Origin of the sequence: Aeromonas sp. 11P, assembly GCF_051920165.1 — a bacterium.
GTDB lineage: Bacteria > Pseudomonadota > Gammaproteobacteria > Enterobacterales > Aeromonadaceae > Aeromonas > Aeromonas veronii.
Genome location: NZ_JBQBDJ010000004.1, coordinates 2,639,537 through 2,660,627 on the forward strand (window position 1 = coordinate 2,639,537; position 21,091 = coordinate 2,660,627).

Here is a 21,091-nt window from a genome sequence, read left to right on the forward strand (position 1 = left end):
TTAATAAAAAATCTTTTATTTTCATACAGATAAAAAAATCCCCAGTACGAATACCGGGGAGTTATAAAGGTGACTAGCTAGCACTTCCTCAACTATCTAGTTAGTCAGCGCCATTTCAAAGTAGTTCCGCTACAAAACAAAAAAACTTTGAAAAATCAGAGATAGATAGCACCATCTTCAGCAAACTCTTGTTCTTCAATGAGTTTTTCAGCCAGATCTTCAATGTCAAAACGCACACTTTCAAAGGCTCTGACGATATCATCCTCCCTCGTCAGCGCCAGACCGGTCATTCTCTCCAGCCGCCGCTGGCTGATGTAACAATCTATCAGCGCCCCCATCTGCTGGGCAGGAAAACGCACCCGCTGTTCGTCAGCCTGCCACTCCATCAGATCGGGAAACAGAATACCCTGGTTCATATCACCCCCAAGTTACGCTTCAACTCTCTCAATACCTGTTTAGTCCCGGGACGAATTCCGCGCCACACGGTAAACGCTTCGGCGGCCTGTTCCACCAGCATGCCGAGTCCATCCATGGTTTGACGGGCCCCATGCTGCTTGGCCCAACTGATAAACGCCGTATCCGAGGCGCCATACATCATGTCGTAGATGGCAATATCAGTGTGGATCAGGGCAGGCGCCAACGGTGGCAGCTCTCCTTGCAGGCTGGCAGAAGTCGAATTGATAACGAGATCGAATGGCCCTGCCAACTGCTCATAGGTCTGTGCAGTCACAGGCCCCAGATCGTGGAATTCGACAGCCAACTGTTGCGCTTTTGCGTAGGTGCGGTTGGTGACCACCAGCTCGCTCGGCAACTCAGCCAGCAGCGGCGCCAATGCACCGCGAGCAGCTCCACCGGCACCCAGCAGCAGGATCCGGTTATCCGCCAGCGTCACACCATGGGACTTGAGATCGGCGACCAGACCGGCGCCATCGGTATTATCCCCCAGCAACACACCATCATCGGTCAGCTTGATGGTATTGACCGCGCCCGCCCGCTTGGCCCTCGGGCTCAACCGATCGACCAGAGTAAATGCCAGCTCCTTGAAGGGAACGGTGACATTGCATCCCTTGCCCCCTTGGGCAAAGAAGACCTGCAGGGCGTGGGCAAACTCGTCGACGGCGGGTTCAGCCAGCCCATACTCCAGCTCTTGCTGGGTTTGTCTGGCAAACAGGGTGTGAATGAAGGGGGACTTGCTGTGGCGCACCGGGTGGCCAAAAACCAGATAACGATCCATCAAAGAGTTCCATCAGAGGGCAATATTCCGATTTAACGGGTTTTCGCACTCGGGAACAAGCCGAATATCGGTCAGTAAAAAGGGGCCATCATGGCCCCTCGGGTCACAGCCACTCTCGCGGCGTGAGGTAATCGGTGTAGAGCAAGGCTTCAGGAGTGCCCGCTTCCGGCTGCCAGTCATACTCCCAACGTGCCAACGGTGGCATCGACATCAGGATCGACTCGGTACGTCCGCCGGTCTGCAGCCCGAACAGGGTGCCACGGTCATACACCAGATTGAACTCCACATAACGGCCGCGACGATAGAGCTGGAACTCCCGCTCCCGCTCGCCATAGGGTAGAACCTTGCGTCGTTCAATGATCGGCAGGTAAGCATCGAGATAACCCCGACCGACCGCCTGCATAAAGGCGAAGCAGTCGGCAAAAGGCCAGCGATTCAGATCGTCGAAGAAGAGACCGCCCACCCCCCGTGTCTCGTTGCGGTGCTTGAGGAAGAAGTAGCGATCGCACCAAGATTTGAACTCGGGGTAGATCTCATCACCGAACGGCTGGCAGAGATCACGGGAGACCTGATGCCAGTGCTGCACATCTTCGGCAAACGGATAGAAGGGCGTCAAATCGAAGCCACCGCCAAACCACCAAATGGGCTCTTCGCCTTCCTTCTCGGCGATGAAGAAACGGACGTTGGCGTGGCTGGTCGGCACATAGGGGTTGTGCGGATGGATCACCAGCGACACACCCATCGCCTCGAACTTGCGACCGGCCAACTCGGGCCGATGGGCTGTAGCAGAGGCAGGCATGGCATCGCCATAGACATGGGAGAAGTTGACGCCCCCCTGCTCGATCACCGCGCCGTGGCGCAGCACACGGGTGCGACCACCGCCACCGCCTTCACGGCTCCAGGCATCTTCCACAAAGTGTCCACTGCCATCGGCCTGCTCCAGACCACGGCAGATCTCGTCCTGCAACTGCAACAGGAAGGCCTTGACCTGGGCCACATCCGGTTTGCTCATCTTGTCTCCAGTCAGGCAGGATCGTGAACGCCCTGTCCATTTTTATAGTTAAATCAATCAGATGAGCTCACCGCTCAGCGGATTGATAGCAAATCATGACGTATCCGCCAGCTCAGGAGGGGCGAATAATGGCGCCGGTTCGGGCGTCCTTGATCTCTGATGGATTGGCTTGACCACCCACTTCACCGGGCAGGATATAGGCCAACTTGCTTGCCAACCGCTCACCAATATCGGCCACCCGACGGGCAGGCTCCTCACCGGTCAGGTTGGCGCTGGTAGAGACCAGCGGCTTACCAAAGGCACGGCACAACGCCTGTACCTGAGGATGAGCCGTCACGCGCACCGCCAGGGTCTCGAACTGCCCGGTCAGCCAGGCTGGCGTCGTTGCACGGGCAGGCATGATCCAGGTAAAGGGGCCGGGCCAGCTGGCTTCAACCAGAGCCAGTTGTTCACCGCTAAGTTGGCTCAGATCGATGTAATCCTGCAATTGCGCCACGTCGGCAGCAATCAGGATCAACCCTTTCTCTACCGGACGCTGCTTGATGGCCAGCAGTCGCTGCACCGCAACTTCGGAGTCGGGATCACATCCCAGACCAAACACGGCCTCGGTCGCATAAGCGATCACCCCTTCCTGCTGGAGGGCGGCAACCGCCTGTTCAAATTCATTTGGCATAGGAAAAATGCGGCAGCCAGGCTGCCGCCTCGTCACTTAGTAGCAAGTTGAATCCGTATGGCGGCGACCATGGAAAAGTGACGTTTTGCTGTAGCACAGGAAAAATACGACACATCCGGATCGCCACCCGTTCACTTACTTGAGTTGAGCCTGCAGGGCGGCATCCTTGGCCATCACCTCTTCGGCATTCTTCTGGCGTTCGGCCCGAACCTTGGCCGCCAGTTCATCATCGGCTACTGCCAGCATCTGGGCTGCCAGATAACCTGCGTTCTTGGCACCGGCTTTGCCGATCGCCACGGTCGCCACCGGTACACCACCCGGCATCTGCACGGTGGAGAGCAACGCATCCAGCCCCTTGAGCGGGCCACCATCGATGGGCACCCCGATCACGGGACGAGTCGTGATGCCGGCTACGGCACCCGCCAGATGCGCAGCCAGACCGGCAGCACAGATAAAGACCTTGCAGCCACGGGCCTCGGCATCGGTCACATACTGATGAGTCGCAGCCGGCGTGCGGTGCGCGGAGGTGACTTTGACTTCCACTGCGATATCAAATGACTTGAGCACCTCGAGGGTGGTTTGCATCACGGGGAAATCAGAATCAGAGCCCATCAATACGGCAACAAAGGGTTTATTCATGGTGGGAATTTCCTTACTCCAAGTGGGGGGTTGAAGTTCACCGAAAACGTTTCAATCCGGTTGCGGCGGCGGGATTATACCTGCTCACTTTGGTGGCCGCATTTCTTTTGCGGACAGACCCAACGCAGCGTTCCCCTCACTTTTTTTTCCACCATGATGCCCCAGCCACACGCGGGACAAGGCATGGGGATCGGCTTGTCGTTCACCACATATTTGCAATGGGGATAGCCATCACAAGAGTAAAACTGCTTGCCGTAGCGGGAGGTGCGGCTCACCAGATGCCCCTTGCCGCACTCGGGGCAGAGGATCTGGGTATCATCGCTCTCCTGCAGGGATTCGATGTGCTGACAGGCCGGATACTGGGTACAACCGACAAACAGACCGTAACGCCCCTTCTTTATCGCCAACGGCTCTCCGCAATCGGGACAGGCAGAGCCTTCGAGCACCTTTTCGATGTCGCGGCCGGATGGCGTCAGGGAGCGAATGTAATCACAGGCAGGATAGGCAGAACAGCCGAGAAAGGGGCCATGTTTGCCCTGGCGGATCACCAGCTCGGCCCCGCACTGCGGGCACGGCTCGCGCTCGAAGGCATGTTCGTGGGCTGAAAAGAGGTGATGATCGATTTTTGACATGGGCCGCGCCTTGAAATCCAGATGGCCTGAATTCTACCAGCGCGGCACCGGACTGTCAGTGAATGACGCCGTCTGACTCATCAAACACCAGCTCTTCCATCTGCTGGTAGGCATTTTCACTGCCCGGTACGTTGAACAGCACCATCATGACGACCCACTTCAGGTCATCCAGCTCGATATCCGGCTTGTCCAGCTCGAGCAGGCGCTCGATACAGATCTCGCGGGTTTCGGCATTCAACACCTGGGCCTGTTCCAGAAAGAGCAGGAAGCCGCGGCACTCGGTGCTGAGGCGTGCCAGCTCTTGCGGAGCATAGATACGCATCGAGCCTTGCGCGCTGGCGGTAACATAGACCTCCCGCTCGCTATCGTGCAGATTGGCCAGCCGCTCCAGCCAGTCGAGCGCCTTGTCGATCTCTTCTTTATCGAAACCGGCCCGGCTCAACTCGTCGGTGAGCTCATCCTGCTCGACCATCACATCTGCATCGCTGTGGATGTAGGTCTCGAAAAGGTACATCAATACATCAAACATGATTCGCCCTCCTCGCTCTGACGTATCCACCGGCTACCGCCATCACTGCACCGGCCAGCTCCAGCTCTACCAACCTGCCCAATACCACTTCGACAGGAAGCTGGGCCCGCTCGGCAACGGTATCCACGCTCGTGGTCTCATAATCTACGTTATCCAACAAATCGGCATAAGGCAATTCGCTATTATGCGGTTGCTCAGATGGTGTGACCGACGGATCTGGCCGTACGACCCACTCTGGCAGCTCTTCCACTATATCGGCCGCACTCAGCACAAGTTTGGCCCCCTGCTGAATTAATCTATTGCACCCTATCGCCTGGGCATTTTGCGGGGCGCCGGGTACCGAAAACACTTCGCGCCCCTGTTCAAGCGCATAGCGGGCGGTGATCAGCGAACCGCTCTGCTCGGTCGCCTCCACCACCAGAGTTCCCAGCGACAGACCACTGATAATACGGTTGCGACGAGGAAAATGTTCAGCCAGCGGCCCTTTATCCGGCGCCAGCTCGGAGATAAGCAAGCCACCTTTCTCCAGAATCTGGCCTGCCAGCCCCTGATGGCGTTTGGGGTAGAGGCAATCCAGCCCGGAGCCCAACACAGCAAGGGTGATACCGCCACCAGCCAGCGCTTGCTGATGGCAAACACCATCGATACCAAGAGCAAGGCCCGAGGTGATGGCTAACCCGCATCCAACCAGCTCGCTACAGAGGCGGGAGGCATTATCTTTGCCTGCATAGGTAGGATGGCGTGTCCCCACCATTGCCAGCTGGGGTAGCGACAGCGCAGCAAGATCTCCACGACAGTAGAGCAACAGGGGGGCCGCGGGAATCTCCCGCAACAAGGGTGGATAAATCGGGTGATCTTGCGGAATAAGGATATTGTCAGGCAAAGCGGCCCAAGCCAAGCTCTGCTCAACCACCGGCGAGGGCCAGCGCAGTTGTTTGATCTGTTCTGACGACAGCCCCATACCATGCAGTTGCGCTTCATCGCTCTGAAACAGGGCCTCAATACTTCCCCCGGCCCGCGCCAACAGACGTGCAGCGGTCACCGGACCGATACCGGTGACCGCATCGAGAGTTAGCCAGAGCGCCAGACGCGCGTCGGGGTAATTCACGTCAGAAGTGAGTGACCTGATAACCCGCACTCACCATGTCGTTACTCTGCATGATGAGACCGTAACTCAGCTTGTCATACACCTTGAACAACATGACACGGGCAATCGCTTCAGAGGGCAGTGGTGCCTTCTTGTTGCTGCTGTAAAACACCCGGTTAAAAACCGACGAGAGCTCCTTGTACTGTACATCGCCATTCTTGGTAACCAGAGCAGCACCGGGTCGTCTGACATCCAGTACATCCCCGGCGACTAGCTGATCGCGGCCACCCCGGTTGATCAGCACCACATCAAACTTGCCACCGCCCCGGGTCTTGTTCGGCAAATCGATGATATAGCCCGGCGTGATGGCAGGTGCCGCTTTCGGTGTGAAGACGGCGGGCATGTTCTCTTGAGCCGGCAGCGGCATCACCTTGTCGCCCTGCAGCACTTCGCGCTGGTTATGAGTGAGGGTAACTTCAGTCCGATCGCCATCAAGACGCGCCACGGCCCGCACCACACCGGCAAAGATCGCCTCCTGGCCCAGCAGTTCACCGGTTTCGCGATCCTTGTAGACCACTCCGGGATGATAAATGCCATAGACCTGTCCCGGTGTCAGGGAGCCCTGCACATAGAGGGTGTCCCCCTCCAGCATGCCGATATTCTTCTGATCCGACCCCAGCAGATAGGGCAAGGTTTTCTGCTGCTGGCTGTCAGCCAGAATATGGTCGGTTTGCAGGAAGGGGCCGATCTCGCTGATAGGCAGGGTCGGAATGGGGTTGGCTTTGTTCTCGTAACGGGTTTTCGGGCCGAGACGGATGACTTGCTTGCCACCCTGCATCGCCTTGCCGAGCCGGGGTTCACCATTGACCCAGCTCAGATGCAGTACATCACCGGGGTAGATCCAGTGAGGATTGGCAATCTGCGGATTGATGTTCCAGAGACGGGGCCAGAGCCAGGGTTCGGAAAGATACTTGCCGGAGATATCCCACAGGGTGTCGCCTTTTTGCACTACATAACTTTCGGGGTAACCCGCTTTCAGCCTGAGCTGATCGGCCAATGCTGCCTGACTCACGGTCACCAGCAGGCAGGCGAGGATGGTTTGCTTCAGATACATAACACTCCCTGTTACTTCTGTACGCAAAGTGTTGCTGTTTTTTGTCGGCGTAAATGACTAGAATTACGCCAATATTGACTGCATTTATACGAAACTAAAGAAAAAACTATGGCCATTCTAGATGTATTGCGTTTTCCCGATGAGCGCCTGCGCACCGTTGCAGCCCCTGTCGAGACCTTTACACCCGAGTTACAACAGATTGTAGATGATATGTTCGAAACCATGTACGCGGAGGAAGGCATTGGCCTAGCCGCGACTCAGGTCGACATTCACCAGCGCATCATAGTGATCGATGTCTCTGAAAACCGTGAAGATCCTCTGGTATTGATCAATCCGGAGGTCATCGAGCAGTGCGGCAGCACCGGCATTGAAGAGGGTTGCCTCTCCGTGCCCGGCAGCCGTGCTCTGGTGCCTCGCGCCGAACAGATCAAAATCCGCGCCCTGGATCGCCACGGCAAGCCGTTCGAGCTGGAAGCCGATGATCTACTCGCCATCTGCATCCAGCATGAGATGGATCATCTGGTCGGCAAGCTGTTTGTGGATTACCTGTCCCCGCTCAAGCGCCAGCGCATTCGCCAGAAGCTGGAAAAGATGGCCCGTGAAGATCGCAAAGTCCTCTGAGGATCTGCCCCATTGAATAAGCTGAAACTGATTTTTGCCGGTACTCCCGACTTCGCCGCCCGTCACCTGGCGGCGTTGTTGTCTTCCGACCACGAGGTCGTTGCCGTTTATACCCAGCCTGACAAGCCTGCTGGCCGTGGCCAGAAGCTCACCGCCAGCCCGGTCAAAGAGCTGGCACTGGCCCACAACCTGCCGGTTTACCAACCAGCCTCTCTGCGCAAGGAAGAGGCGCAAGCCGAGCTTGCTGCACTGGGTGCCGACCTGATGGTGGTGGTGGCCTATGGTCTGATCCTGCCCAAGGTGGTACTCGATACCCCGCGGCTGGGCTGCATCAACGTCCATGGCTCCCTGCTGCCCCGCTGGCGCGGTGCCGCACCGATCCAGCGCTCTATCTGGGCGGGCGATGCCGAAACCGGCGTCACCATCATGCAGATGGATGTGGGACTGGATACCGGCGCCATGATCCGCAAGGTAAGCTGCCCCATCGCCGCCGACGAGACCTCCGCCAGCCTCTATGACAAGCTGGCCGAGCTGGGCCCGCAGGCACTGGTCGACACCATCAATGCCATGGCCACCGGTGAAACCGCTGCCGAGGCACAAGATGATGCGCTGGCCAACTACGCCGAAAAGCTCTCCAAGGAAGAGGCCCGCATCGACTGGTCGATGGAGGCTGTTGCCATCGAACGCTGCATCCGCTCGTTCAACCCCTGGCCCATCAGCTGGTTTGAAGTGGCTGACCAGACCGTCAAGGTATGGCAAGCCGCCGTCATTGACAGCGACCACGACCAACCCGCCGGCACCCTGCTCAAGGCCGACAAGCAGGGGATCGATATCGCGACCGGCAAAGGGGTACTGCGCCTGCTGACCCTGCAACCGCCCGGCAAGAAGGCGATGTCCGTTTCGGATCTGCTCAACTCTCGCCGCGACTGGTTTGAACCCGGCACGCAATTGAATTGAACTGGATTGAATTGACACAAGCGGGGCCCAGGCCCCGACTTGCGCATCTAAGGTAACTCTATGAAAACACGTGCACAGGCCGCTCTCGTTATTCAACAGGTGCTGGATCAGGGTCAATCCCTCTCCGCTGTTCTGCCTGCTGCCCAGGAGAAGGTCGCGCCTCGCGATCGTGCTCTCCTGCAAGAACTCTGCTACGGCACCCTGCGCTGGCTGCCCCGCCTCGATGCGGCAGTCAACGAGATGATGGACAAGCCGCTCAAGAACAAGAGCCGCATTTTCCACTACCTCATCCTGGTCGGTCTCTATCAGCTGATCTACACCCGCATTCCGGCTCACGCCGCGGTGGCCGAGACCGTCAACGCCGTCAAACTGCTCAAAGGCACCTCACTGCGTGGCCTCATCAACGGCGTGCTGCGCAACTTCCAGCGCAGCGCCGAAGTCATTCTGCTGCGCATCGACCGCGTTCCCAGCATTCGCCTCGGTCATCCGGAGTGGCTCACCAAGCGCCTGCGTCAGGCCTATCACGATGAATGGGAATTCATCATGGAGGCGAACAACCAACGCCCTCCCATGTGGATCCGCAACAACAGCCAGCGCCAGAGCCGCGATGCCATGCTGGCTCGCATGGCCGAAGCCGGCATCAATGCCGTGGCCGGTGAAGAGGGCGAGGATTGCATCCTGCTGGAGCGTCCTTGCGATGTGACCAAGCTGCCCGGCTTTGAAGTGGGTGACTGCTCGGTACAGGATGGTGCAGCACAGCAGGCCGCGGCACTGCTCGACCCGCAACCGGGTGAGTGGGTGCTGGATGCCTGCGCGGCCCCCGGCGGCAAGACTGCCCACCTGCTGGAGCGTCAGCCCAAGCTGGCTGGCGTGGTTGCCGTCGATGCCGACGAAAACCGCCTCAAGCGGGTGCAGGAGAACCTGGATCGCATCGGCCTGACCGCCAAGGTGATCCACGGCGATGCGGCGGCACCGGAACAGTGGTGGCCGGAGGGTCAGTTCGACCGCATCCTGCTGGATGCCCCCTGCTCCGCCACCGGCGTTATCCGTCGCCACCCAGACATCAAGTGGCTGCGCCGGGATCAGGACATTCGTGAGCTGGCCGAGCTGCAGCGCCGCATTCTGAACGCCCTCTGGGGCAAGCTGAAGAGCGGCGGCACCCTGCTCTACGCCACCTGCTCCGTCCTGCCGGAAGAGAACCGCGACCAGATCCGCGCCTTCCTTGCCGCGGCCAAAGATGCCAAATTGGTACCGTTGCACGAACAGGACACTCCGGACTGCCCGGGTCGCCAGTTCCTGCCAGGTGAAGCCGAGATGGATGGCTTCTACTACGCCAAGCTGGTCAAGCTGTGACGCTGACATGCTTCTTCCGGGGCAATCGCCATGCAGGCGAAATGCCCCTTTACTGCATCAACGTGAGTAGACGTTCCCTATGAAAATCATCATTTTGGGAGCCGGCCAGGTCGGCGGCACTCTGGCCGAGAACCTGGCCGGAGAGAACAACGACATCACCATCGTCGATACCGACAGCGAGCGCCTGCGCGAACTGCAGGACAAGTTTGACCTGCGGGTGGTCAACGGCCATGGCGCTCACCCCAAGGTGCTGCGCGAAGCGGGGGCTCAGGATGCCGACATGCTGGTCGCCGTCACCAACAGTGACGAGACCAACATGATCGCCTGTCAGGTGGCCTACTCCCTGTTCAACACCCCGAACAAGGTGGCACGGATCCGCTCGCCGGCCTATCTGACCGAGCGGGATCGCCTGTTTCTGCCGGAATCGGTACCGGTGGATCACCTGATCGCGCCGGAGCAGTTGGTGACCGACTATGTGCGTCGCCTGATCGAATATCCGGGTGCCCTGCAAGTGGTTGATTTTGCCGGTGGCCGCGTCGGTTTGGTGGCAGTCAAGGCCTACTACGGCGGCCCGCTGGTGGGTAACGCCCTCTCAACCCTGCGCGAGCACATGCCCAACATCGAAACTCGGGTAGCGGCTATCTTCCGTCAGGGCCGCCCGATCCGTCCGCAAGGTACCACCATCATCGAAGCGGATGACGAGGTCTTCTTCGTCGCCGCCGCGGGCCATATCCGTGCCGTGATGTCGGAGCTGCAGCGCCTCGAGAGCCCCTACCGACGCATCATGATCGTCGGTGGCGGCAACATCGGCGCGGGCCTTGCCCGCCAGCTGGAGAAGCGCTACAGCGTCAAGCTCATCGAGCGCAACCAGAAGCGGGCGGAGCAGCTCTCCGAACTGCTGGAAAACACCATCGTCTTCTGCGGCGATGCGGCGGATCAGGAGCTACTGGCCGAGGAGCATATCGATCAAATCGACGTCTTCATCGCCGTGACCAACGAGGATGAGGCCAACATCATGTCTGCCCTGCTCGCCAAGAAGATGGGCGCCAAGAAGACCATGGTGCTGATCCAGCGCGGCGCCTACGTCGATCTGGTGCAGGGTGGCTCTATCGATATCGCCATCTCGCCCCAGCAAGCCACCATCTCGGCCCTGTTGACCCATGTGCGCCGAGCCGATATCGCCAACGTATACAGTCTGCGCCGCGGCGCGGCCGAGGCGATCGAGGCGATTGCCCACGGTGACGAGAACACCTCCAAGGTGGTCGGCAAGACGGTGGGCGAGCTCAAGCTGCCGCCGGGCACCACCATCGGTGCCGTGGTGCGCGGGGATGAGGTGCTGATCGCTCACGATCGCACCAAGATCCAGCAGGATGACCACGTGGTCATGTTCCTGGTGGACAAGAAGTACATCCCGGAAGTGGAGCGGCTGTTCCAGCCAAGCCCCTTCTTCCTGTAACGTCTTCATGCACACAGGCTGTCAAACCAGACCCGGCTCAGCTCCCCCAAGGGGATGGTCCGGGTCTTTTGTTAATCAACGACCAGGTTATCGAACATGATCAAGCTGCGTCCCATTATCTTCACCCTCGGGCTTGTGCTCTCCAAGCTGGCGCTCTTCATGTGGCTGCCCACCTTGCTGGCACTGCTCACCGGGTCAGAGGGATTTGTCGAGTTTCTCAAGTCCGTGCTCATCACCCACGGCGCCGCCCTGCTCTGCCTCCACTACGGCCGCAAAGCGGAGTTTCATCTGGGGGTGCGGGAGATGTTCCTGCTCACCACCTCGGTCTGGGTGGTGGCCTGCGCCTTTGGCGCCCTGCCGTTTGTTTTCATCACCCACATCAACTTCACCGACGCCTACTTCGAGACCATGTCGGGGGTGACCACCACGGGCTCTACCGTGCTCTCCGGCCTCGACAACATGGCCCACAGCATCCTGTTGTGGCGTTCCATCCTGCAGTGGCTGGGCGGAGTTGGCTTTATCGTGATGGCAGTTGCCGTGCTGCCCTACCTCAACGTCGGCGGCATGAAGCTGTTCCAGACCGAGAGCTCGGACTGGTCGGATAAAAGCGCCCCGCGTGCCAAGACGGTCGCCAACAACATCGTCGTGGTCTATCTGGTGCTCTCCATGCTCTGCTTCATGGCCTACTGGGCCAGCGGCATGAACATGTTCGAGGCGATCAACCACGCCATGACCACTCTCAGTACCGGCGGCTACTCCACCTCCGATCAATCCATGTCCCACTTCTCCAACTCGGCACACTGGATTGGCACCCTGTTCATGTTCCTCGGCGGACTGCCCTTCCTGCTCTATGTGCAGAGCCTCAACCACAGGGACAACAGCCTGTTCAAGGATGCCCAGGTACGCGGCTTCTTCTGGCTGGTGGTCTGGGTCACTGTCATCATGACCTTCTATCTGTGGGAGAGAGACCTGTTCGGCTTCTGGGATGCCCTGCGCATCAGCTGCTTCAACATCGTCTCGGTACTCACCACCACCGGCTACGGCCTTGGTGACTTCGGCACCTGGGGGCCGCTCGCCAGCATCGTCTTCATCGTGCTGCTGGCTCTTGGGGCCTGCTCAGGCTCCACTGCGGGTGGTCTCAAGATCTTCCGGGTGCAGGTCGCCTTCGCCCTGTTCAGAAAGCAGATGCGCCAGCTGATGCACCCTTCTGCCGTATTTCCCCAGAAGTACAACGGCCGGACGGTCAATGATGCCATCATCCGCTCGATGATCTCTTTCGTGCTGGCCTACTTCGCCATCATTCTGGTGATCGCGGCGCTACTGGGCGCCATCGGGCTGGACCCCCTGACGGCCATATCCAGCTCCATCACCGCCGTGGCCAACGTCGGCCCGGGCATGGGCCCGGTGGTCGGCCCCAGCACCAACTTTGCCAGCCTGCCGGAATCGGCCAAATGGCTGCTGTCATTCGGCATGCTGCTGGGACGACTGGAGATCCTGACGGTCGCCGTGCTCTTCTTCCCCTCCTTCTGGCGCCAGTAATCCCTCACTGCAAGCCAGCAAAAAGCCGCAGCGGCCACCCGCTGCGGCTTTTTATCTCACCCATCCCCACGACTTTGGTTCGCCGCTTATCAGACCACTCATCATCCATTGCTGATGGCCTGAACGAGCTCATCAGGATGAGCCAGAGTGAATCACAAGCATAAAAAAACGGACCCAAACCAGAGGTTTGGGTCCGTTTATCAGTGAACCGTCAGCGGCCGCAAGGGCTGCCGAGACTCAGCACATGGCATTAACCACGGCCAGAGCGCTTGCGATCCAACTCAGTCAGCAATTTCTTGCGGATACGGATGTTCTTCGGAGTCACTTCTACCAGTTCGTCGTTATCGATGAACTCGAGTGCCTGTTCCAGAGTCATGCGGATCGGCGGAGTCAGCACTTGAGCTTCGTCGGTACCGGAGGCACGCATGTTGGTCAGCTGCTTGCCTTTCAGGCAGTTAACAGTCAGGTCGTTGGAACGGGAGTGAATACCGATCACCTGGCCTTCGTACACTTCGGTCGCGTGACCGATGAACAGACGACCACGGTCTTGCAGACCGAACAGGGCGTAAGTCAGTGCTTTACCGGTAGCGTTGGAGATCAGCACGCCATTCTGACGCTCGCCGATGCTGCCACCCTTGTGCGGACCGTAGTGGTCGAAGGTGTGGTAGAGCAGACCGGTACCTGAGGTCATGGTCATGAACTCGGTCTGGAAACCGATCAGGCCACGGCTCGGGATCATGAAGTCCAGACGGACACGACCCTTGCCATCCGGGGTCATGTTGGTCATTTCGCCCTTACGCAGACCCAGTTGCTCCATCACGGAACCCTGGTGCGCTTCTTCAACGTCCACAGTTACGGTTTCGAACGGTTCTTGCAGAACGCCATCAACGGTACGCAGGATTACTTCCGGACGGGATACCGCCAGCTCGTAACCTTCGCGACGCATGTTTTCGATCAGGATGGAGAGGTGCAGTTCACCACGACCGGATACACGGAACTTGTCCGGATCATCAGTCTCTTCCACGCGCAGGGCCACGTTGTGGACCAGCTCCTGGTTCAGACGCTCCAGAATGTTACGGGAGGTCACGAACTTGCCCTCTTTACCGGCAAACGGTGAGGTGTTGACCTGGAAGGTCATGTTCACGGTCGGCTCGTCAACGGAGAGCGGCGGCAGGGCTTCAACGGCACCGTTGTCACAGATGGTGTCGGAGATTTTCAGCTCGCCCAGACCGGTGATGGCGATGATGTCACCCGCTTGCGCGTCGGTAACTTCAGTACGGGACAGACCCAGGTAACCCAGCACCTGACCGACTTTACCGTTACGGGTCTTGCCATCAGCACCAACGATGGTGACTTGCTGGTTGGTCTTGACGCGACCACGGGTGATACGGCCGATACCGATAACGCCCACGTAGGAGTTGTAGTCCAGCTGGGAGATCTGCATCTGGAAACCACCTTCGGCATCAGCCTTCGGCGCTTCAACGTTGTCAACGATAGCCTGGAACAGCGGCTCCATGTTCTCGGACTCGACGTCCTGATCCATGGTGGCCCAACCGTTCAGTGCAGAGGCGTAAACAACTTTGAAATCCAGCTGTTCGTCAGTCGCACCCAGGTTGTCGAACAGGTCGAATACCTGATCCATTACCCAATCAGGACGAGCACCCGGACGGTCAACCTTGTTGATGACCACGATCGGCTTCAGACCCTGAGCGAACGCTTTCTGGGTCACGAAACGGGTTTGCGGCATCGGGCCGTCTACGGCGTCAACCAGCAGCAGCACGGAGTCAACCATGGACAGTACGCGCTCTACTTCACCACCGAAGTCGGCGTGACCCGGGGTATCAACGATGTTGATACGGTAGTCATTCCAGCGGATCGCAGTGTTCTTGGCGAGAATGGTGATGCCACGTTCCCGTTCCAGATCATTGGAGTCCATGATCCGTTCCTGGCCTTCCGTGGAGCGGTCCAGGGTGCCGGACTGCTGCAGCAGCTTATCAACCAGAGTCGTTTTGCCGTGGTCAACGTGCGCAATAATCGCAATATTGCGTAAATTCTCTAACATTCTCGCCTCAATCACCGGGTAAAATTGGGCGCTAATTGTACTCTTGCCTTTGTGATCTGCCTAGCAGAATTGCAGTACATTCACGCATAACAACAGATCTGGATCATAGACCTCTCTGACAAACCCTGCTTAGATGGGCGGTGACCGTATTTCGCGCACCATTACAGTGCACCAAAACGATCCACCATCGCACTAAATTGATGCAACGCGAGTCGAGATCGCCTGATTTTGGGGAGCCTCTTCAGCGAGATTGCCCTGAAATCAAGCTGTCACAAACTTGGCACGATACTGGCTTATGTGAATACGACGACGCATTCACCCAGAGAGTTTTAACACCGGAGGTTACTTAGCATGTCAGCCCAGAACGTTTTGGCCCTGATCCAGGAACACGAAGTCAAGTTTGTTGATCTGCGCTTTACCGACACCAAGGGTAAAGAGCAGCATGTATCCATCCCTGCTCATCAGGTTGATGAAGATTTCTTCGAAGACGGCAAGATGTTCGATGGTTCCTCCATCGGCGGCTGGAAGGGCATCAACGAATCCGACATGGTACTGATGCCGGACGCAGCCTCCGCCAAGCTGGACCCGTTCACCGAAGAGACCACCCTGAACATCGTTTGTGACGTGCTGGAGCCTGCCACCATGCAGGGCTACGATCGCGATCCGCGCTCCATCGCCAAACGTGCAGAAGATTTCCTGAAGTCCAGCGGCATCGCTGACACCGTGCTGTTCGGGCCGGAGCCGGAATTCTTCATGTTCGACAACATCACCTTCTCCAACACCATGGGCCACAGCTTCGTGAAGATCGAATCTGAAGAAGCCGCATGGAACTCCGGCACTGCCTATGAGCATGGCAACAAGGGTCACCGTCCGTTCGTGAAAGGCGGTTACTTCCCGGTTGCACCGGTCGACTCCTCCCAGGATATCCGTGCCGCCATGTGTCTGGTGCTGGAAGAGATGGGCCAGGTCGTTGAAGCTCACCACCACGAAGTGGCCACTGCCGGTCAGAACGAGATCGCTACCCGCTTCAACACTCTTACGCTGAAAGCTGATGAAGTGCAGGTGCTGAAGTACGTGATCCACAACGTGGCCCACGCCTACAACAAGACCGTTACCTTCATGCCGAAACCCATGTTCGGTGACAACGGCTCCGGCATGCACTGCCACCAGTCTCTGGCCAAGAACGGCGTCAACCTGTTCGCTGGCGACCTGTATGGCGGTCTGTCCGAGATGGCACTGCACTACATCGGCGGTATCATCAAGCACGCCAAGGCCATCAACGCCTTCGCCAACCCGACCACCAACTCCTACAAGCGTCTGGTTCCGGGTTATGAAGCACCGGTCATGCTGGCCTACTCTGCCCGCAACCGCTCTGCCTCCATCCGTATCCCTGTGGTACCGAGCCCGAAAGCCCGTCGTATCGAAGTGCGCTTCCCGGATCCGGCTGCCAACCCGTACCTGGCCTTCGCAGCCCAGCTGATGGCCGGTCTGGACGGTATCATCAACAAGATCCATCCGGGCGATGCCATGGACAAGAACTTGTACGACCTGCCGCCGGAAGAGGCTGCAGAAGTACCGACCGTTGCCGGCTCTCTGGACGAAGCCCTAGCCGCTCTGGATGCTGACCGCGAGTTCCTGACCCGCGGCGGCGTGTTCAGCGATGACTTCATCAACTCCTATCTGGAACTGAAACAGCAGGACGTTGACCGTGTGCGCATGACCCCGCACCCGCTGGAGTTCGAACTGTACTACTCCGTCTAAGTCTCAGCAGACTGGCCGTTTAAATCTGGTCAGCTTGCTTAATCGTGACAAAACCCGCCATCTGGCGGGTTTTTTCTCTGATAGGATTAAGCAAAATACCGTCAAGGAGAGATGGATGAACAACAAGCATGGCATAGGGGTGCTCAGCCTCCTGTTGCTGACCTCGTTCGCTGCGGACGCGGCCAAGGTCTACTCCTGGGTCGATGGCAATGGCATCACCCACTACTCGGATGCCCCCCCCCCCGGCAAAAACGCCAAAGAGGTCGATCTGCGGGTCGCCCCGCTGCTGGGCAGCAGCGCGCCCAGATCGGTGCAGGTGGATAACTTCAACAGCCTGACCGGCGCCGATGCCAAGAAAGAGAAAGAGGCGGCCAAGCTGACCATCGAGCTGCTCTCCCCGGAACAGGGCAGCACCCTGCGCGACAACACAGGCAACATCGTCTTTCAGGGCACCATCAGCCCCAAACCTCCGACCCAGTATGATGTGCGCCTGACCCTGGATGGCAAAGCCGCCCCCATCGTCAGCAACAGCCTCTCTGTCCGGGTCGAAAACGTCGATCGCGGCGCCCACGAGGCTCAACTCGAGCTGCTCGCCAAAGACGGTACGATCCTTGCTAAATCCAGTGCAGTCACCTTTTACCTGCATAGAGCGAGCGTGACGCCGGCTCCCAAACCCACCCCCAAAGCCGACTAGGGGTGATATAGCGCACCGATGCGGGTAAACTCTATGCACCATATCGGTGCATAACAGGTGTGTAGCACCGTTTTAGGGAGAAACCTGTGCCAACCCGCTCGGACAACGCCAAAACACTCTTGGATAATTTGCTGACCGCCGTGATCCTGATGGATGAGCGGCTCTGCATCCAGTTCGTCAACCCGGCGGCTGAACAGCTGCTCTCTCTCAGTGAACGCCGGCTGATCGGCATCGAACTGCCCCATCTACTGGAACATATCTCCCTCGATTTGCAGCGGCTCAAGCAGTGCCTCGTGTCAGGGCAAGGCTTTACCGATAGCGAAGTGACTCTGGTGGTAGAGGGAGAACCGCGACTGGTGGAGCTGAGCGCTACCCCGATGGCCGACCACGAACAGCGTCTGCTGGTGGTGGAGCTGCGCAAGATCGACCAGCAGAAGAAGATCAGTCAGGAACAGCAACAACATGCCCAGCAGCTGGCGGCCAAGGAGCTGGTGCGCGGGCTGGCCCACGAAATCAAGAATCCCCTCGGCGGCCTGCGCGGCGCGGCCCAGCTGCTGCAAAAAGAGCTGCCGGATCCGGCCCTGCGCGAATATACCGGCATCATCATCGAACAGGCTGACCGACTGCGGGTTCTGGTCGATCGACTGCTCGGCCCCCAACGCCCCGGCCGCCACCAGATGCACAATGTCCATTCGGTGCTGGAGCAGGTACGCCGACTGGTGGAGCTCGAACTCCCTCCCTCTGTTCGCATCGAGCGGGATTACGACCCCAGCATCCCCGAATTCGAGATGGAGCCGGATCAGCTGCAGCAGGCGTTTCTCAACATAGTGCGCAATGCCGCCGAAGCACTGGGGGATCAGACCGGGCTTATTCGTATCAAGACCCGCACCGCGTTCCAGATCACCATACACGGCCAGCGTTACCGGCTGGCAGCGGAGATCAAGATCATCGACAACGGCCCCGGTATTCCAGACGCCATTCGCGACACCCTGTTCTACCCCATGATCACCGGCAAGGAGGGGGGAACCGGGCTCGGCCTCTCCATCGCCCAGAACCTGATCGACCAGCACAAAGGGCGGATTGACTGCATCAGCTGGCCGGGTCACACCGAATTCACCATTTTTCTACCGCTTCGCAAGTAAGGGAACCCCATGACCGCCAAAGTGTGGATCGTCGATGACGACAGTTCTATCCGCTGGGTGCTGGAGCGCACTCTCGGCAGCGAAGGCTTCAACTGCGAGAGCTTTGCCGATGGCGAAGCCCTGCTGCACGCCCTTGAGCTGCGCTCGCCCGATGTGATCCTCTCCGATATCCGGATGCCCGGTATCGACGGCCTGAGCCTGTTGGAGCAGATCCACCGCCGTCAGGCCGATCTGCCCATCATCATCATGACCGCCCACTCGGATCTCGACAGCGCGGTCAACGCCTACCAGCGCGGCGCCTTCGAGTACCTGCCCAAGCCATTCGACATCGACGAAGCTGTGACCCTGGTGCGCCGCGCCGAGAATCACCTCAAAGAGCAGCGGACCAAGCGAAAGTCTCGCCAGCAAGAAGCCACTGCTACGCCGGAGATCATCGGTGAAGCACCGGCGATGCAGGAGGTGTTCCGCGCCATCGGCCGCCTGTCGCGCTCCAGCATCTCGGTATTGATCAACGGCCAGAGCGGCACCGGCAAGGAGCTGGTCGCCCATGCGCTGCACAAGCACAGCCCGCGCGCCCACAAAAACTTTATCGCCCTCAACATGGCGGCTATCCCGAAAGATCTCATCGAATCCGAGCTGTTCGGTCACGAGAAGGGGGCATTCACCGGCGCCAACAACATCCGCCATGGCCGCTTCGAGCAGGCCGACGGCGGCACCCTGTTTCTCGACGAGATCGGCGACATGCCGCTGGATGTACAAACCCGGCTGCTGCGGGTCTTGGCCGATGGCCAGTTCTACCGGGTAGGTGGCCACCAGCCGGTGCAGGTGGATGTACGGATCATCGCAGCCACCCACCAGAATCTGGAGAAGCGAGTCGCCGATGGCGAGTTTCGCGAGGATCTGTTTCACCGCCTCAACGTCATTCGCATCCACATCCCCGCTCTCAAAGAGCGCCGTGAGGACATCCCCCAGCTGGCCCGTCACTTCCTGCTGCGCGCCGCCAAGGAGCTGAATGTGGAGGCCAAGAGCCTGCACCCGGATACCCAGACCTATATCAGCCGCCTGCCCTGGCCGGGTAACGTGCGCCAGCTGGAGAACGTCTGCCGCTGGCTCACCGTGATGGCCTCCGGGCAGGAGGTACTGGTGAGCGATCTTCCCCCCGAGTTGCTTACCCCCATTACCCACAACGCCGAGCCCGGCCAACCGGCGTTGCCCGGTTGCTGGCAGCAGCAGTTGCAGGAGTGGGTGGCCAGCAAGCTGGCGCTGGGTGAGACAGACATCCTGGCCGATGCCATGCCCCAGTTCGAACGGATCATGCTGGAGACTGCGCTGGAGCACACCCATGGCCACAAGCAGGAGGCGGCGCGCCTGCTTGGCTGGGGTCGCAACACCCTGACCCGCAAGCTGAAGGAACTCGATCTCTCCTGAGTCCCGGGGAAAAACGATTCCCATCACGCCCTGACAAATCACCGACCAATAAGACCCCGTTTGCCAGCAAACGGGGTATCTTTTTTGAAAGCCCCGCCTAGAATGGCAGGCTTTCAAACCCGACTCGAAGAAGGCGCCATCATGATTGACAGATCTCTCCCCCTGACCGACCTGCACCGCCATCTGGACGGCAACATCCGTCCGCAGACCATCCTCGAGCTGGGTCGCCAACACAATATTCAGCTGCCCGCCTTCGAGCTGGAGGCGCTGCGCCCCCACGTACAGATCGTCGAGAACGAGCCAAGTCTGGTCGCCTTCCTGAAGAAGCTGGACTGGGGTGTTGCCGTGCTGGCCGACTACGACGCCTGCCGCCGGGTTGCCTACGAGAACGTAGAAGACCTGCTGCGCGCCGGTATCGACTATGCAGAGCTGCGCTTCAGCCCGGCCTATATGGCGATGGCCCATAAGCTGCACCCGCAGGGTGTGGTGGAAGCCATCATCGACGGCGTGGCCGCGGGCAGCCGTGACTTCGGCATCAAGGCCAACCTGATCGGCATCATGAGCCGCACCTTCGGCACCGAGCAGTGCAATCAGGAGCTGGCCGCCTGTCTGGCCCATCGCGACAAGCTGGTCGCCATCGATCTGGCCGGTGACGAGCTGGGCTTCCCGGGCGAACTCTTTGTCGACCACTTCCGCAAGGTGCGCGATGCAGGCATGCGCGTCACCGTACACGCCGGTGAAGCCGCTGGCCCCGAGAGCATGTGGCAAGCCATTCGCGAGCTGGGCGCCGAGCGTATCGGCCACGGCGTCAAAGCGATTCAGGATCCGGCCCTGATGGCCTATCTGGCCGAACACCGCATCGGCATCGAATCCTGTCTCACCTCCAACGTCCAGACCACCACGGTCGCGAGCCTGACCGAACACCCGATCCGCCAGTTCCTGGCTGCCGGCGTGCTGGCCTGCCTCAATACCGACGATCCGGCGGTGGAAGGGATTGACCTGCCCCACGAATATGAGGTGGCCGCTCCGGCCGCCGGCATGACCGCCATAGAGATCCGCACCGCCCAGCAGAACGGCCTGACCCTGGCCTTCCTGAGCGATAGCGAAAAAGCCGAGCTGAGCGCCCGCGCCGCCAGCCGCTGATCCACACCGGCACTG

20 protein-coding genes are annotated in these 21,091 nt (G+C 59.1%); 10 read left to right on the plus strand and 10 right to left on the minus strand.

Going from position 1 to position 21,091, the window contains the following annotated elements:
• Positions 1-155: 155 nt before the first annotated feature.
• From ACTG1P_RS12165 to ACTG1P_RS12205, 9 genes are all read right to left on the minus strand, one after another.
• Positions 156-416 carry a DUF1488 domain-containing protein gene (locus ACTG1P_RS12165; RefSeq protein WP_005339708.1) on the minus strand — a complete coding sequence of 87 codons (261 nt, stop codon included), beginning with the start codon at positions 414-416 and terminating at the stop codon, positions 156-158.
• Complete coding sequence (aroE, locus tag ACTG1P_RS12170) at positions 413-1,234, minus strand: shikimate dehydrogenase (RefSeq protein WP_440001383.1); 822 nt, start codon at positions 1,232-1,234, stop codon at positions 413-415. Before aroE ends, ACTG1P_RS12165 begins: the two co-directional genes overlap by 4 nt.
• A gap of 103 nt (positions 1,235-1,337) precedes the next feature.
• The gene (gene hemF / locus ACTG1P_RS12175) at positions 1,338-2,246 is read right to left on the minus strand and encodes an oxygen-dependent coproporphyrinogen oxidase (protein ID WP_075116086.1); all 909 of its coding nucleotides are present in this window, start codon (positions 2,244-2,246) and stop codon (positions 1,338-1,340) included.
• A gap of 112 nt (positions 2,247-2,358) precedes the next feature.
• Positions 2,359-2,919 carry an L-threonylcarbamoyladenylate synthase gene (locus ACTG1P_RS12180; protein ID WP_227341766.1) on the minus strand — a complete coding sequence of 187 codons (561 nt, stop codon included), beginning with the start codon at positions 2,917-2,919 and terminating at the stop codon, positions 2,359-2,361.
• Between the two features lie 135 nt (positions 2,920-3,054).
• A complete protein-coding gene (gene purE / locus ACTG1P_RS12185; protein WP_005339704.1) occupies positions 3,055-3,558 on the minus strand; it encodes a 5-(carboxyamino)imidazole ribonucleotide mutase in 504 nt (167 codons plus the stop codon).
• A 74-nt stretch (positions 3,559-3,632) separates the two neighbouring features.
• Positions 3,633-4,190 (minus strand): DNA topoisomerase family protein, encoded by a 558-nt coding sequence (locus ACTG1P_RS12190; RefSeq protein ID WP_005339702.1) that lies wholly within the window; start codon positions 4,188-4,190, stop codon positions 3,633-3,635.
• Positions 4,191-4,245: 55 nt separating this feature from the next.
• Entirely contained in the window at positions 4,246-4,719 is a 474-nt protein-coding gene (locus tag ACTG1P_RS12195; RefSeq protein WP_005339699.1) for a DUF494 family protein, read from the minus strand.
• Positions 4,712-5,827 carry a DNA-processing protein DprA gene (dprA, locus tag ACTG1P_RS12200; RefSeq protein WP_440001384.1) on the minus strand — a complete coding sequence of 372 codons (1,116 nt, stop codon included), beginning with the start codon at positions 5,825-5,827 and terminating at the stop codon, positions 4,712-4,714. Before dprA ends, ACTG1P_RS12195 begins: the two co-directional genes overlap by 8 nt.
• A 1-nt stretch (position 5,828) precedes the next feature.
• On the minus strand, positions 5,829-6,920 hold the full coding sequence (locus ACTG1P_RS12205; RefSeq protein WP_267529387.1) for a LysM peptidoglycan-binding domain-containing protein: 1,092 nt from the start codon (positions 6,918-6,920) through the stop codon (positions 5,829-5,831).
• A gap of 108 nt (positions 6,921-7,028) precedes the next feature.
• Between ACTG1P_RS12205 and def the strand changes: the two genes are divergently transcribed.
• From def to ACTG1P_RS12230, 5 genes are all read left to right on the plus strand, one after another.
• A complete protein-coding gene (def, locus tag ACTG1P_RS12210) occupies positions 7,029-7,541 on the plus strand; it encodes a peptide deformylase (protein WP_005339694.1) in 513 nt (170 codons plus the stop codon).
• A 12-nt stretch (positions 7,542-7,553) separates the two neighbouring features.
• Entirely contained in the window at positions 7,554-8,498 is a 945-nt protein-coding gene (gene fmt / locus ACTG1P_RS12215; protein WP_440001385.1) for a methionyl-tRNA formyltransferase, read from the plus strand.
• A 60-nt stretch (positions 8,499-8,558) separates the two neighbouring features.
• The gene (rsmB, locus tag ACTG1P_RS12220; RefSeq protein WP_440001386.1) at positions 8,559-9,851 is read left to right on the plus strand and encodes a 16S rRNA (cytosine(967)-C(5))-methyltransferase RsmB; all 1,293 of its coding nucleotides are present in this window, start codon (positions 8,559-8,561) and stop codon (positions 9,849-9,851) included.
• Positions 9,852-9,930: 79 nt separating this feature from the next.
• Positions 9,931-11,307 carry a Trk system potassium transporter TrkA gene (gene trkA / locus ACTG1P_RS12225; RefSeq protein ID WP_005339689.1) on the plus strand — a complete coding sequence of 459 codons (1,377 nt, stop codon included), beginning with the start codon at positions 9,931-9,933 and terminating at the stop codon, positions 11,305-11,307.
• Between the two features lie 96 nt (positions 11,308-11,403).
• Positions 11,404-12,846 (plus strand): TrkH family potassium uptake protein, encoded by a 1,443-nt coding sequence (locus ACTG1P_RS12230; protein ID WP_005341967.1) that lies wholly within the window; start codon positions 11,404-11,406, stop codon positions 12,844-12,846.
• A gap of 250 nt (positions 12,847-13,096) precedes the next feature.
• Here the strand turns inward: ACTG1P_RS12230 and typA are convergent, their stop codons facing one another.
• A complete protein-coding gene (typA, locus tag ACTG1P_RS12235; RefSeq protein WP_005339679.1) occupies positions 13,097-14,908 on the minus strand; it encodes a translational GTPase TypA in 1,812 nt (603 codons plus the stop codon).
• Positions 14,909-15,259: 351 nt separating this feature from the next.
• Between typA and glnA the strand changes: the two genes are divergently transcribed.
• The 5 genes from glnA to add all read left to right on the plus strand — a co-directional run bounded on the left by glnA (position 15,260) and on the right by add (position 21,076).
• Complete coding sequence (gene glnA / locus ACTG1P_RS12240; RefSeq protein WP_005339672.1) at positions 15,260-16,669, plus strand: glutamate--ammonia ligase; 1,410 nt, start codon at positions 15,260-15,262, stop codon at positions 16,667-16,669.
• A gap of 115 nt (positions 16,670-16,784) precedes the next feature.
• Positions 16,785-17,363 (plus strand): DUF4124 domain-containing protein, encoded by a 579-nt coding sequence (locus ACTG1P_RS12245; RefSeq protein WP_021231489.1) that lies wholly within the window; start codon positions 16,785-16,787, stop codon positions 17,361-17,363.
• Between the two features lie 86 nt (positions 17,364-17,449).
• Entirely contained in the window at positions 17,450-18,505 is a 1,056-nt protein-coding gene (glnL, locus tag ACTG1P_RS12250) for a nitrogen regulation protein NR(II) (protein ID WP_005356202.1), read from the plus strand.
• A gap of 9 nt (positions 18,506-18,514) precedes the next feature.
• The gene (gene glnG, locus ACTG1P_RS12255; protein WP_033135371.1) at positions 18,515-19,933 is read left to right on the plus strand and encodes a nitrogen regulation protein NR(I); all 1,419 of its coding nucleotides are present in this window, start codon (positions 18,515-18,517) and stop codon (positions 19,931-19,933) included.
• Positions 19,934-20,074: 141 nt separating this feature from the next.
• Positions 20,075-21,076: an adenosine deaminase gene (gene add / locus ACTG1P_RS12260; RefSeq protein ID WP_440001387.1), complete on the plus strand. Its 1,002-nt coding sequence runs from the start codon at positions 20,075-20,077 to the stop codon at positions 21,074-21,076.
• Positions 21,077-21,091: the final 15 nt, after the last annotated feature.

Bases quoted from the DNA above. Each gene is read 5' to 3' on its own strand.
- ACTG1P_RS12245 (WP_021231489.1), top strand. From the start codon at position 16,785: ATGAACAACAAGCATGGCATAGGGGTGCTCAGCCTCCTGTTGCTGACC.
- aroE (WP_440001383.1), bottom strand. From the start codon at position 1,234: ATGGATCGTTATCTGGTTTTTGGCCACCCGGTGCGCCACAGCAAGTCC.
- ACTG1P_RS12230 (WP_005341967.1), top strand. From the start codon at position 11,404: ATGATCAAGCTGCGTCCCATTATCTTCACCCTCGGGCTTGTGCTCTCC.
- hemF (WP_075116086.1), bottom strand. From the start codon at position 2,246: ATGAGCAAACCGGATGTGGCCCAGGTCAAGGCCTTCCTGTTGCAGTTG.
- typA (WP_005339679.1), bottom strand. From the start codon at position 14,908: ATGTTAGAGAATTTACGCAATATTGCGATTATTGCGCACGTTGACCAC.
- glnG (WP_033135371.1), top strand. From the start codon at position 18,515: ATGACCGCCAAAGTGTGGATCGTCGATGACGACAGTTCTATCCGCTGG.
- ACTG1P_RS12165 (WP_005339708.1), bottom strand. From the start codon at position 416: ATGAACCAGGGTATTCTGTTTCCCGATCTGATGGAGTGGCAGGCTGAC.
- rsmB (WP_440001386.1), top strand. From the start codon at position 8,559: ATGAAAACACGTGCACAGGCCGCTCTCGTTATTCAACAGGTGCTGGAT.
- glnA (WP_005339672.1), top strand. From the start codon at position 15,260: ATGTCAGCCCAGAACGTTTTGGCCCTGATCCAGGAACACGAAGTCAAG.
- add (WP_440001387.1), top strand. From the start codon at position 20,075: ATGATTGACAGATCTCTCCCCCTGACCGACCTGCACCGCCATCTGGAC.
- def (WP_005339694.1), top strand. From the start codon at position 7,029: ATGGCCATTCTAGATGTATTGCGTTTTCCCGATGAGCGCCTGCGCACC.
- ACTG1P_RS12195 (WP_005339699.1), bottom strand. From the start codon at position 4,719: ATGTTTGATGTATTGATGTACCTTTTCGAGACCTACATCCACAGCGAT.
- ACTG1P_RS12180 (WP_227341766.1), bottom strand. From the start codon at position 2,919: ATGCCAAATGAATTTGAACAGGCGGTTGCCGCCCTCCAGCAGGAAGGG.
- ACTG1P_RS12190 (WP_005339702.1), bottom strand. From the start codon at position 4,190: ATGTCAAAAATCGATCATCACCTCTTTTCAGCCCACGAACATGCCTTC.
- purE (WP_005339704.1), bottom strand. From the start codon at position 3,558: ATGAATAAACCCTTTGTTGCCGTATTGATGGGCTCTGATTCTGATTTC.
- trkA (WP_005339689.1), top strand. From the start codon at position 9,931: ATGAAAATCATCATTTTGGGAGCCGGCCAGGTCGGCGGCACTCTGGCC.
- ACTG1P_RS12205 (WP_267529387.1), bottom strand. From the start codon at position 6,920: ATGTATCTGAAGCAAACCATCCTCGCCTGCCTGCTGGTGACCGTGAGT.